The 13,549-nt window shown below is 43.5% G+C and carries 8 protein-coding genes; 6 read left to right on the forward strand and 2 right to left on the reverse strand.

Features of this window, described 5'->3' with window-relative positions; genetic code table 11:
* Nucleotides 1-93 precede the first annotated feature (93 nt).
* Entirely contained in the window at nt 94-2,397 is a 2,304-nt protein-coding gene (locus ACFQZT_RS25655; protein WP_379304537.1) for a DUF5018 domain-containing protein, read from the forward strand.
* 178 nt (nt 2,398-2,575) lie between these two features.
* Nucleotides 2,576-4,879: a COG1361 family protein gene (locus ACFQZT_RS25660; protein WP_379304539.1), complete on the forward strand. Its 2,304-nt coding sequence runs from the start codon at nt 2,576-2,578 to the stop codon at nt 4,877-4,879.
* Between the two features lie 72 nt (nt 4,880-4,951).
* Here ACFQZT_RS25660 and ACFQZT_RS25665 read toward each other — a convergent pair whose 3' ends face one another.
* Both ACFQZT_RS25665 and ACFQZT_RS25670 read right to left on the reverse strand, forming a co-directional pair.
* Nucleotides 4,952-6,454 (reverse strand): response regulator, encoded by a 1,503-nt coding sequence (locus ACFQZT_RS25665; protein WP_379304541.1) that lies wholly within the window; start codon nt 6,452-6,454, stop codon nt 4,952-4,954.
* Nucleotides 6,451-8,205, reverse strand: coding sequence for a cache domain-containing sensor histidine kinase (locus ACFQZT_RS25670; protein ID WP_379304543.1), 1,755 nt, complete (start codon nt 8,203-8,205; stop codon nt 6,451-6,453). Before ACFQZT_RS25670 ends, ACFQZT_RS25665 begins: the two co-directional genes overlap by 4 nt.
* A 218-nt stretch (nt 8,206-8,423) precedes the next feature.
* Between ACFQZT_RS25670 and ACFQZT_RS25675 the strand changes: the two genes are divergently transcribed.
* The 4 genes from ACFQZT_RS25675 to ACFQZT_RS25690 all read left to right on the forward strand — a co-directional run bounded on the left by ACFQZT_RS25675 (nt 8,424) and on the right by ACFQZT_RS25690 (nt 13,497).
* Complete coding sequence (locus ACFQZT_RS25675; RefSeq protein ID WP_379304545.1) at nt 8,424-9,752, forward strand: ABC transporter substrate-binding protein; 1,329 nt, start codon at nt 8,424-8,426, stop codon at nt 9,750-9,752.
* An 88-nt stretch (nt 9,753-9,840) separates the two neighbouring features.
* Nucleotides 9,841-10,713 (forward strand): carbohydrate ABC transporter permease, encoded by an 873-nt coding sequence (locus tag ACFQZT_RS25680; RefSeq protein ID WP_379304547.1) that lies wholly within the window; start codon nt 9,841-9,843, stop codon nt 10,711-10,713.
* Nucleotides 10,710-11,522, forward strand: a complete 813-nt coding sequence (locus ACFQZT_RS25685) for a carbohydrate ABC transporter permease (protein WP_379304549.1) — start codon at nt 10,710-10,712, stop codon at nt 11,520-11,522. Before ACFQZT_RS25680 ends, ACFQZT_RS25685 begins: the two co-directional genes overlap by 4 nt.
* A 40-nt stretch (nt 11,523-11,562) precedes the next feature.
* Nucleotides 11,563-13,497, forward strand: a complete 1,935-nt coding sequence (locus ACFQZT_RS25690; protein ID WP_379304551.1) for a hypothetical protein — start codon at nt 11,563-11,565, stop codon at nt 13,495-13,497.
* The last annotated feature ends 52 nt before the right edge of the window (nt 13,498-13,549 follow it).

Genomic DNA, 13,549 nt, shown 5'->3' on the forward strand with positions numbered 1-13,549 from the left:
CTTTAGAAATTAGAAAGACGCTTCTCGAAGTAAAAGAACCTCCATTTCCTGCTTTTAAAAAAGAATTGGAGGTTCTTTTGTGTAAAATGCATATTGAAAGCAAACAACAGGATGGAGGCGGACGATTTCAAATTTCAATTCGATTTTGACAATTTTCCTGACTTGTTTGGCAAAGCCGGTCAAGCGGTCACGAGTGAGCCGGTAGGCCCCATAGCTGAAAATTTGATACTCAACTCCAATTTTGATGCGAAGAAGCAACATTGGGACTATGACGGAGCGTTTACGTATAACGCAGGAGAGAATGTCATTGCCTACCTGGATCCCGGGCCATCTAATTTCTTGTCTCAATCCATAACCGTCCCTACTACCGGATATTATAAGTTACAGTCCTTGTTTAACAAGGCGGATGACATCGGTGCAAAATTTGGCATCAGGTACCCGGAAGGCAGCATCATAAAAATCGGCGATGTGCCGAAGAGCGACGTTCCTGTCATGCAAACGCTCGATGGGATATTACTGGAAAAAGGCGCCCGCGTGGAAGTGTTCTTTACCAGCATTAACGCTAACGATAAATGGGTTGAAATTGATGACTCGAATTTACTGTATGATAGCGGCAATACAAATCCTCTCCCGGATCTCGCCAATATTGTTACCTTCGCAGTACCTAATCAGGCTGGCGTTACGAAGATCGACGGCGAGGCTAAGAAGATCGTAGTTAAAGTGCCTTACGGAACGAATATGAAAGCAATTAGCCCTCAGATCGCTGTTTCCGAGGGGGCCACGGTATCTCCGGCAACAGGATTGATTCAAGATTTCACCAAACCGGTAACGTATACGGTTACAGGGAAGCATGGCAAGACACAGCTTTGGACAGTGCAATGTATGGAAGCCGATAAAGAAGTCACGATTGATTCTTCCAATGCGACAATTAAAGAGGCTTTCAATTGGGCGAAACCCAAAGCGAAATCCTATGTAAGAACGGGCAAGCAAGGTCTGATCAACAGAGATGAAACATTTGGCAACTCCCCTGAAATCAAGGCATATATGCCATCTTACTGGGCGGGCTATGCGCACCGTTACGCATTCTACGCCAGAGACATGGCCCATCAGATGGCGGGCGCGCATCTATTAGGATTAGATCGTGAGAATTTTTCCATGCTGAAGGCATTTGCCGGTACATCGAACGAAGCTCAAAAATGGTATCCGGCGTGGGCGCTTAATTTTGACGGTTCCATCTTCAAGCTGGATTATCGAAACGCGAATAGCTTTGTTAGAGAAGTTCCTGCTGTGTTTGAGCTTGTCGAAAAAGCATACAAGATGTATTTATGGACGGGGGACAAAAACTATTTGAACGATGGTACACTTTGGAACTATTACAATAAAGCGGTAACAGATTTCATTGGTCTCCACGACGGGCAAATGCCTAACGGTGTCGCCGAAGGTACGGGGAAAGGCATATTCGATGGCACGGCCACTTATAATGAACGGAACGGCGAGGCTGTTGTGGAAGCGGGAGACGGTATTGCTTCCCAATATCAAGCGATGCTGGCTTATGCGGAAATAGCCAAAGAAAAAGGTGATCTGGACGCCTATAAAACGTTTGCGAATAAATCCTGGCAGCTAAAAGTTTACTTTAACCGGAATTGGGGGGTTAAAGGGATACAAACGGGTTATGTGCGGGGTTATGAAGCGAATGGCAAATCCTACAGTGACTTTGCGAGGGAGCCAAGTTGGTTCATGCCGATGAAATTGATTACAGAACCAGGCGAACGGACAGACAAGTACCTTGAGCTGATCGACAGAATGTGCGAAACACCGGATAGCGCGCCACCTAATATTGAAGCATTCACGTACTTGCCGGATACGTTTTTCCCATATGGTAAAAATGAAACCGCTTGGAAATGGATGAAGTATATCATCGGCAGTTTGGGCCAAACGCATGAAGTGAACAGTCAAGGAACTAATGGCGATTACCCTGAGGTTTCATATACGCTGATCAGCCAAACTGTGGAGGGCTTAATGGGCGTGACACCAAATGCACCGCAAAATCAGTTGACGACCTTATCCAGATTGCCGCAGGATATTCAGTGGCTGGAATTAAACCACATATCGCTTGGCGATCATGATGTTTACTTAAGACATGATAGTGTAAACAAGAGCACGTTAAGAAACAATTCCGGCAAAAAACCGATCGACTGGGAAGCGCAATTTGCAGGTGCTTACAAATATATTCAAGTGAATGGGGCCTATAGACCGGCTGAAACCAAAGTCGTAAACGGCGTAGCCGTAAGCTACGCAACCATCAAAGTGCCTCCGGGTCATAGCGTAACAGCTGTTCCGTCCAACCATAAAAGAGAGCACAACCTTAACGATGACAATGATCACAATGATCAGTAAGCCCAATAGGAAGTAACTGGGCGCCATCATCAATCCATCATAGAAAGCTGCTGATTCGGTTATCAGCAGCTTTTTAGTGTAGAAAACAGTTATGTCATCGTAGAAATCGATCATTGTAACCGCTATCATTCGAGATACAATAGCATTATTAACAAATGGGGGAGGCAATAATAGATCTATGAAAAGGATGTTAGGGAATGCATTAAGTATAATGTTGGTAGTATGTATATTGCTTTCAGTTAGTTTAATTAATGGTTTAGGCTTGGTTCCAACAGCAAAAGCAGCAACAAGCGGTCTTACACTTAACTCGTCCAGCAGTTACTTAGTAGACGCGTTCAACTGGGCAAAGCCTAAAGCGTTAAGCTATGTTCAGACAGGTATAGGCAGCAATATCCCATCTTATTGGGCGGGTTATACGTACCGGAATGCATTTTACTCACGGGATGTAGCCCACCAGACTGTAGGCGCTCATTTATTGGGTCTCGACAATGAGAATTTTTCGATGTTAAAGAAGTTTGCCCAGTCAGCGACATCGGCAAGAAAATATTATCCTTTATGGTCTTTTGGTTTTGACGGCACTATATATGGCGCTGATTATACAAGCGATACCAATTTTGTAAGGGAAATACCCGCCGTATTTGAGTTGACGGAAAAGTCATACAATCAATATCTTTGGACAGGCAACACCAACTGGATCAACGATTCCGACATGTGGAATTATTACACAAACTCAGTAAACGGTTTCATTACCAATCACGACGGTAATAACAATTCTGTTGCAGAAGAACATTCAACGAATATATTTCAGGGAGTAGCTTCCTATAACGAGAATGGCGAAGGTCTTATTGAATCTGGAGATGGAATAGCATCCCAATACCAGGCGCTGCTAGCATATGCCGGTATACAAGCTGCCAGAGGAGATTCATCAGGTTCAAGTTCAACGCAAACAAGAGCTGCTAATCTGAAAACGTACTTTAACACAAATTGGTATTCTGCCTCAGCTAACAGCTATATAAGGGGATTTGTTAGTCCCTGGACGGCAAAAACAGACTTTGGCAAAGAGAACAGTTGGTTTATGCCAATGAACTTGATAACCGACCCTGGCAGCAGGACTGACAGCTATCTGGACTATGTGGATAGCACCGTATCCGGGATGAGCCCTTTCAACATTGAAGCGTACTCATATCTTCCTGATACATTCTATCCATGGGGACGCAACGATCAAGGATGGAAATGGCTCAAAAAAATTATGGACAGCAGAGATGACTACCCTGAAATATCTTATACGGTTATTGGACATATCGGTTCAAACTTGATGGGGATTAAGCCTGATGCGCCAAACCACAAGGTAACGACTTTACCGCGCCTTCCTTCCGGCAATCCTTCGGAGGTTGCATGGGTTGACTTGAACCATATCCCCCTGGGAGGGCACGATCTGTATGTAAAACATGAAGGCAACGTAAAAACAACGCTTACACATAACTCTGGACCCAGTAGCCTTACATGGGAAGCGCAGTTTGACGGTTCGCATGCAAACCTGATCGTTAATGGCATTTCTCAAGCCGCAAGCACCAAAACAATTAATGGAAAGACTGTAAGTTACGTCAACGTAACGGTTGGGACTGGTCAAACAGCTACTGTAGCAACGGGAGATCCGATTCCCCAACAATATGTGCTACCAAACTTAATCCAAAACCCCGGTTTCGAGGCAGGCACGCTAAACTGGTCGTTTACATCGGGTACGGGGGCAAGCAGCGGTTTATCTCATACAGGTTCGCAAAGGGCATGGCTGGATCCAGGCACTTCCAACAAAGTATCGCAGACGGTTAGCATACCAACAACAGGAACTTATACATTATCGGGTTGGACAGCTGCGGCCTCTGCAGGCGGGGTATTCGGAATCAAGGTTAATGGGACAGCCAGAACAAGTGTCAATCTTCTTAACAACACAACCTACAATCAGCAAATCATGTCAAATTTATCGTTAACCGCAGGGGACAGTGTGGAAGTATATGTTACTGGGCCAAATTCAAGCACAGGCTGGGTAAACTTGGATGACGTTGAATTAAAGCTAAGCAATCAGCTTATTCAAAACCCGGGTTTTGAATCTGGCACAACAAACTGGTCGTTTACATCAGGAACGGGGGCAAACAGCGGCTTTTCTCATACAGGTTCGCAAAGGGCATGGCTGAATCCGGGCACTTCTAACAAAGTATCGCAGACGCTTAACATTCCATCGACAGGAACATATACATTATCGGGCTGGGGAGCGGCGGCAGCACCCGGTAGCGTTTTCGGAATAAAAGTCAACGGAACGGTAAAAGCCAGCGTAAATATCCTCAACTACGCGACCTATAACCTGCAAACCATTTCAAATATATCTTTAAATGCAGGGGATAGTGCGGAAATATATATTACCGGTCCTGATTCAAGCTCAGGTTGGGTAAACATGGATGACATTTCTCTGTTGAAATTAAACTAACTCAAAAAGCTGATAATCCTTGGAATTTAAGGGTTGTCAGCCTTTTTTGTATAAAGCTCGGAACGTCTCCATTCAATATTTTTCCTGACACTTCTCCCGAAATTGTGCAGGTGAACAACCGTGTAATTCCGAAAACATTTTAATAAAGTGGCTGCTGCTGTAATAACCGAGCTGTTTCGCAATATCTTGTACTTTCATACCAGGGTCTGCAATTAATAGTTCCTTGGCTTTGTGCATACGAATTTGAGTGACATATTTAGAGAACGTGACTCCACATCGCTTACTGAACAGAGAACTCAAATAATTGGGAGTAATACGAAGGGTAGAGGCTATTTGATGAATGCCGATATCATCCATATAATGGTTCTCAATATGCCGGAGGACTTGATGAATCAATTCATGCTGGGTTACCTCTTTCTTGGCGGATCCGATCAGCAGCTTATCACCCAAGTCCCTTAATGCTTTCATCCATTCTTTTACATCGTCAGTAGCCGCAAAAATTTTTTTGATAGTAATATTCAGGAAATCGCCCAATGGATTCATGATTTTCTGCTGATGTTTTGGAAGTGCGAGCAGTTGCCTCTCCAAAATATCAAGCTCTTTCATGAACGGCATGTAGTCGTTCTCTTGGTATAAGCGGCTTATCTTTTCTACGCAATGGCTCATTTCAATTAATTTGAGGTCGTGCTGCTTATAAAAACTCACGTCTTTCCATGACCATAGCCCGCTATGTGAGAATATGGTTCGCAACGAAGACAGACTTTGAAGCTGAGCGATTTGTTCCAATAGCTTATCAATGTGTTCACAAAGATCACTCTGAAAAGCGGTTACGGCAAAATAATCGGTTTGATATTCGGCCATTTTTTCCGTCATATAAGCAAATAGCTTCGACCGAATATTAAGCATCTGGGATTGATGCAAAGGATTCCATGCACAGACAATTGAATAATTTCCATCTCGCAAAATGATTTTCGCAAACCGAATATCATTAACAAGCAGTGTCTTCTTTGTATAATCATGAATCTCGTTCATCCACTTTTGAATCAATTGCAGTTTTAACGGCTCGGATAAAGAGCTATCGAAACAAAGAAGTACGCTGAACATATGAAAGGAATGAAGGTCCGTAAGGTCGGTTAACGATCGATTGCCCCATATATAGGAAGAGACTGCATATTCGAACTCCTCATTCAGCTTCAGCAAATTTTTATTGCAATCTACCATCATTTCTTCCACACATGCAGATAACGATTTTCGATCAACAGGCTTTAATAAATAATTTTTGGCTCCCAATCGAATCGCTTGTTGGGCATAATTGAAATCAGAAGAGCCGGACAAGATAACCCATTTCGTGTGGGGCGTTAACTCCTTGCTAATCTGAATAGCTTCGAGGCCATCTAATTTCGGCATCCGAATATCAACAAACACTAGCTGCGGTTGCTGTAACTGGGCGATTTGAACGAGTTCTTCGCCGTTACTCGCTTCACCGACAATATCGATTGGGAAGTCGAGTTCAAGCAGCATATTTTTAATGGTCGTCCGTGCCAAAGTTTCATCGTCGGCTATCACAATTTTCATAGGCTTGCCCCCTCAATCGGAATCGTAATCAAGACCGTCGTTCCATAATCGGGTCTGCTTTGTATGCTGAACTCTGCATTCGTATAAGACATTTGTAACCTCGCTTTTATATTCGATATGCCGATATGTTGCTCGCCTGATGAAATTTCATTTATTTCGTCTAACTCAAATCCTGCGCCATCATCACGAACCTCTATTCGTATAAACTCCGTATCCTCATGAATATGAATAGCTGCCTTGATTCCAACGGTACACGGCCTATGACAAGGTTCAACTCCGTGAATGATTGCGTTTTCCAGTAAGGGCTGAATCAATAATTTGGGAATTTGAAAAGCTCCTACCGACTTCTCATAGTGAATATGAACTTGCAATTTCTCATCAAAACGGAGCTTCTGAAGCATGGCATAACCTTGCAAAATATCAAATTCCTGTTCGATCGTAGTTTGTTGATGATTGGCCAGTATATAACGAAGCATACCGCTTAAGGCTAGTATCGATTCTTCCAGTTTCCGATGCTCGCCGCTTTGATTTAAGCCGATAAAACCGGTCAATACATTGTTAAGGAAATGAGGCTTGATTTGCGATTGTAAGGCCTGATACTCCGCTTTTTTAAGGGACAGCGCCGTTTTATACTCACGGTTAATCATATCGTCTAATTGGTAGATCATTTTGTTGAGCGATTGTCCGAGTTGTGAAATTTCATCCTTCCCTGTTGAGGTAAAGCGCGCCTGTAAATTTCCAAGTCGAGCCTTTCTCATGACTTCGCTAATTTGTTTAAATGGTGTTACAATCCAGCGTGTCAAATAGAGAAAGACGATAAACGTAACCAGAATGCCACCCGCAGAAACAATAACGGCAACGATGAAAATCCATCGTATTTTGGAGGCCATTTCTGCTTCGGAGAGCAGTACGACAATGTTCCAATTAGCAGAGTTCACTTTCTTGGTCAGGGTTATGTAATTCTGATTATCCCATGAAATTTTACTTCGATTGCTTGAAAGTTGCGTAATGATGCTATCAGGTAAATTTGCACTCGAATAAAGAAGGTGATTGTCTTCATCCATAATGGCGATCAACGAGTTCACATTGAAAGACACATCGTTGATAATTTGGTGAAGCGCACCAAAATCCGCATCAGCTAATATGACCGCCAAAGGCTCCCGAGAATCAGGGTCTTTAATCAGACGTGCGACGGAAAAGACGCGGTTAGCGCCTGCGCCGGATAAATAGTCTTGCTCGTGAGAGCCGATAAATGCAGCATGTCCATCGGCAGCGAGCGCTTTCTTGTACCAGTTCTGCTTTGTAAACGGAAACTCGGGCATAAGATCGGCTGAGTTAAATCTCGTGTTCAAATGGCCTTGACCGTCACTCGTCACAATCAGTGTATTGAGAATCTCTTTCCTGGTATTAATGAGGTAACTGGGAAGCGTTCCATTTAGAGATCGAGATGTCCTTAATTTTGTGTAATCATCGAGCGACCTCATCGGTTGATTCGCCGTAATTTTAAGAGCTTGCATCAGTTCGTCATTATAATAAGGCAGAGAAGTCAAACGATCTAAATCATCCAAATAGGTTTCAATATTTCTAGATAAGGAGTTCATCGCTCCTGAAGTCAGTGTCTGTGTTTCATTGCTAATCAAATGTTTAAAGTAAGCAGGCAAAATCATAGCGAGTGTAAGAAACGGAACAACAATCGTTACGATAAAAATAAAAGTCAATTTGCTGCGGAGAGATAAATTGATAATTGACATGATCCGGCCTCCCTGACGTTCCGCTCAGAAAAACTGACTCGTAAGCGTTTCCTCTAGAGCAAGAATATAACCGGGACGGAGGGGTGTCAATCTTTATTGAAAATTGTAGAAAATAGCAATCTCAGTGTAGATTTCAATTATTGTAAACGCGATCATCCGTGATAGGATTAAAAATGTAAACAGTTACAACATACACAAGCTAGAGGGGGAGCAAGGCCATGAAACAATTAAAATGGATATCCGCTATTTGTATCTTATCAACATCCGTGGGGATCTTATCCGCATGCGGTTCGGCGAAGCAAGCAGCGGATACCAAGCCTGCAGCAACGACAGAAACGAAACAAGAAGTAAAAAAAGAGGACAGCAAAGATGCGGTTAAGCCAGTGACGATTTCGGTGGCTACGAACGTTGTCGGTGAGCAAGCCAAAGTTTTGCAGACGATCGCAGATAATTTCATGAAGGAAAATCCTTCGATTAAAGTTGAATTCAGCGCACCAGGTAAAGATTATGAGAACATCATGAAAGTCAAGATGGCGAGTAACGACATGCCGGATGTTTTCGCCACACACGGTTGGGCCAAAATCAGATATGGCGAGTTTCTCGCTGATTTGAAAGATCAACCTTGGGCAGGATCGCTCGATGATGCCATTAAGCCTGCAGTTACCGACGATAAAGGCAAAGTATACGCACTGCCTATGGATCAAGATAAATCTGGTATCGTATATAATTCGGATGTGCTTGCTAAATACAATATTGATATTCCAAAAACGTACGATCAATTGATGCAAGCAGCGGAAACGATCAAAACCAAAAGTAACGGTACAGTGACACCTTTCCATATGGGCGGATCGGATAACTGGCCGATCGGTCAATATTTCGATTATTTTGCCAATCCGCTTTATGCAAGCGCCGCATCCAACAGCGCATCTAAATTCACGGACGGCAGTTTTGACTGGAATAACTGGGATAAATTTGCCCAAATGTTCTATGACCTCTACAAAAAAGGATACTTGAACAAAGATGTACTAACATCGAAATACAATGATGATGCAAAAGCGCTGGCAGATGGAAAAACCGCATTCCTCTTTTACGGAACTTATGCTATTGAAGAAGCCAAGAAAGTGAATCCGCAGTTGAAAGCAGGTTTCATGCCTATTCCGTCCATCGTTGATGGTGATACGCCTACTTTTGTCGGCGGTGAGAAAACAACATGGGGCGTATGGAAAAATTCCAAAAATATCGAAGCTGCCAAAAAATTCGTAGCCTACTACGCGAAGCCTGAAAATGCGGAGCAAGTAGCTGCCTCCAATGCGCTTCCTTCCGGAATTAAAGGCACGAAAGTGAATGCTGGGGATTTGAGCAAGTTCTATGAGCAGTACAAAGATGTCCGCGTATTGCCATACTTTGACCGTGTGTACTTGCCGAACGGCATGTGGGACGTAATGTGCAAAAACGGGCAGGACATCATCGCAGACGGAATTACAGCGAAGCAATTCTCTGAAAATATGAAAAAAGAATTTACACGTTTACGAGCAGCTGCAAAATAAATAATGCGAAGGTGAAAGGCCTGTGACAGAGAGCTTATTGTCACGGGCCATTTCTTTCCGCTTCGCGGTGGTATGGGGGAGAGCGAGAATGAATACTATACGAAGAAACGCGATTAATATCATGTACATCCCTGCTTTAACGTTATTTGCATTATTCATTTTTTTTCCTTTATTCAAAGGGATAAGAATCTCTTTTACAGATTGGGACGGCTACTCGCCTGCTTTCAATTCCATTGGCTGGGATAAATATGTTCAAATGTTCACCGACAAAAAAATACTTCTTACGATGAAGAATACGCTGATTTACGGACTTGGGAGTACCTTATTTCAAAATGTGCTCGGACTTGCCTACGCTATATTCCTTGATCAGCAGATAAGAGGGAAGGGTCTGGTAAGGACTATCGTCTATTTGCCGGTTATTATTAGCCCGCTAATTATGGGATACATTTGGTATTTCTTTTTCCAATATGACGGTGGTGCGATTAATGACATTGTGACATTGTTTCATCAGTCCCCCGTTGACTGGCTTTCAAATGGGCCGATGGCGGTTTGGATCATAACGTTCATCAATACCTATCAGTTTATGGGGGTGGCGATGATTATTTACTTGGCTGGACTTCAATCCATTCCGAAAGATTACTATGAAGCAGCATCGATGGATGGCGCCAAGTGGTTGTCCAGATTTAGAAACGTCACTTTGCCGCTGCTTATGCCATCCATTACGGTTAACGTGGTCGTGAATATTATCGGAGGGCTTAAGTTATTCGATGTCATTGTCGCGATGACGGGCGGCGGTCCGGGTTATGCCACGCAATCGTTGTCTACGATGATGTATAATCTGTACTTTGCGCGGCAAGACGCGGGATATGCAGCGGCGCTAGGCAATGTGATGTTTTTGTTCATCGGCGTCATCAGTTTGACTATGTTAAGAATGCTTCGTAAAAAGGAAGTGAGCTTGTGAGCAAAAATAAATTGAATGTCATTTTCGTGAGTCTGATCGCCATTGTTCATATCCTTCCTTTTTATATTCTTGTTAATATGTCATTCAAAGGTGGAACAGATGTCAGTTCGAAATGGCTTCCGCCACTTTCTCTGAATTTGCATAATTTTGAGGAGGTCTGGAAACAAGCGCATTTGGGGAAGGCAATCTTGAATAATGTGATCATAACGGCCATTGTTCTGGTGTTGGTTGTCGTAATCGGCTCTATCGCATCTTATCCTCTCGCTCGTCTTCGGACCAGATGGAACAATTTTATTTATACGCTATGTGTGTCTTGTCTCATTATTCCTGCATTGACGATTCTCGTCCCTCTGTACAAGCTGATTGTGGATATGGGCGGTGTAAACACGTATTGGGCGATTTCATTGACGCAAGTGACCTTTGCTCTTCCCATGACGATCTTTTTATATACAGGATTTGTGAGTACCATTCCTAAAGAATTGGATGAGGCTGGCTTAATCGACGGTTGCAATCAATTTGCCATTTTCTTCCGAATTATTCTGCCACTATTAAAGCCGATTACAGCTACGATCGTTATCCTAATCGGAGTTCAAGTATGGAATGACTATCAGTTCTCCTTGTTTTTTTTACAAAAGCGAGAGGTCCAAACGATTCCCGTTGTGCTTTCCATGTTTATTTCACAGTTTCAAAGCAATATCAATTGGGTAGCAGCCGGTTGTTTAATAGGCATGCTTCCGATTACCGTCGTTTATTTATTCCTGCAGAAGTTTTTTATCAAAGGGATGGCCGATGGCGCGATAAAAGGCTAACGATCAGCTTCCCTAACATAACGTTATTAAGGAGGTAAACATGGTGACTAATCATTCGGACCGATGGAAAATGTATGGTAACGGAGCGATTATATGGGATGTGCAAGCCGATTCCCGACTACCGCATCAAGATCACCTCGAAATGAGCGGGCGGAAGGTGTCTGTCATTGTCCATTATGGCGTAGACGCAGAGGGACAATTAACATTATCGCGTCAAGTCGTTTGGCCTGGTCTACGGACCATACCGAACGATACGCATGCAAGCCTGATGCAGGACTTTGGTTCAGAGCAAATGCCACTTATACATATTGATGGCAAGCCCTTGCATAGCGAAAAAGTGAAACAGGTAATTTTTGATGGAACACTCCACATTTCGAGCGTTACTGGCCAAGGGCTTGACATGGATCGGACGATATTTCCTTCAACGGTTAACCCCTGTTTAATAGAGAAAATAACACTATATAATGCAACGCCTCAACCGGTAGAAATCCAAGTCACATCTCAAAATACGCCATCGTCGGTTAAAGGAGTAGCCGGTATATATCTTTTTGACATTTTACACGACGCTCAGGAACTTCTGTATTTGCAGCCAGGGGACTCGTTTACTTATTTTGTTATCGTGCGAGCTTACCCAATTCAAAAACAAGAGCAGCTTGGTGATTTTGCTGAAGAAGAAACAAAGCGAAAAGCACTCGTTCATCTGATCGACCAATCATTGCGCTTGGAAACACCGGATCCTATCCTGAATACCATGTTCGGCTTTGCCAAGTTGAGAGCGGCGGAGAGCATCTTTCAAACCAAAGGCGGGCTTATGCACAGTCCCGGAGGCGGCCATTATTACGCTGCTATTTGGACGAACGACCAAGTCGAATATGCCGGGCCCTTCTTTCCTTATTTGGGATATGATCTCGGGAATGAGGCTACTTTAAACGCTTTGCGTCTATACATGCCTTTCATGGGCCCTGATTTTCACCCCATTCCTTCTTCCATTATTGCTGAAGGCGTGGATATTTGGGAGGGGGCAGGCGACCGTGGCGATGCCGCGATGTACGCTTACGGAGCATCACTCTTTGTTTTAACGCTCGGGGATCGCGCGGTAGCGGAGGAACTATGGCCTGCGATTGAATGGTGTTTGGCGTATTGTGAACAAAAGTTAACAAGGCATGGCGTCATCGCATCTGACTCGGATGAGCTTGAAGGGAGATTCCCAAGCGGTTCCGCAAATTTATCGACATCATGTTTGGCCTATAGCGGATACTTGAACGCTGCATTAGTAGCTTCTTCACTTGGAAAAACAGAAGCCAGTCAAGCTTACATTCAAAAAGCGAAGCTTTTGAAAGATGCAATTGTTCAATTTTTTGGGGCCAATGTCGAAGGGTATGAAACTTACCGTTATTACGAGGAAAACGACATTCTGCGGTCTTGGATTTGCCTGCCATTAACGGTGGGAATCATGGAGCGAAGAGACGGTACGATTCAGGCATTAATGTCAGATCGGTTGTGGACGGATGATGGCATGCTTACTCAAGCGGGGGACTCAACTTTTTGGGACAGGTCGACACTATACAGTCTTCGCGGGATGCTTATCGCCGGAGAGACGGATTCAGTGATTACCAAGCTTCAAGACTATTCGCGCCGCAGGCTTCTTGGAGAGCATGTGCCCTATGCAGTGGAAGCTTACCCTGAAGGAAACCAGCGTCATTTATCTGCTGAAAGTGCTCTTTATTGTCGAGTCATCATAGAAGGATTATTTGGACTTACGCCAAAAGGTTTTAAACAATTTCTATGTGCTCCCAAAATTCCCGCAGGGTGGGATCAGATGTCGCTTCGATCCATCCGTGCATTTGGTTGTGTTTTTGATATCGTTGTTAAAAAAATAGACGGATGGATTAGGCTTACTGTAACGAATGATAATCAGGTATTTGAGTTTAAAGGAGAACCTTCAACTGTTTTTAAAGTCGATTTGAATTGTTAAAGTTTCGATGTACAACGTACTCTATAGCTTTTGCCGTCACTAGCACCTTTTG

Origin of the sequence: Paenibacillus sp. GCM10027628, assembly GCF_042676385.1 — a bacterium.
Classification (GTDB): Bacteria; Bacillota; Bacilli; order Paenibacillales; family NBRC-103111; genus Paenibacillus_E.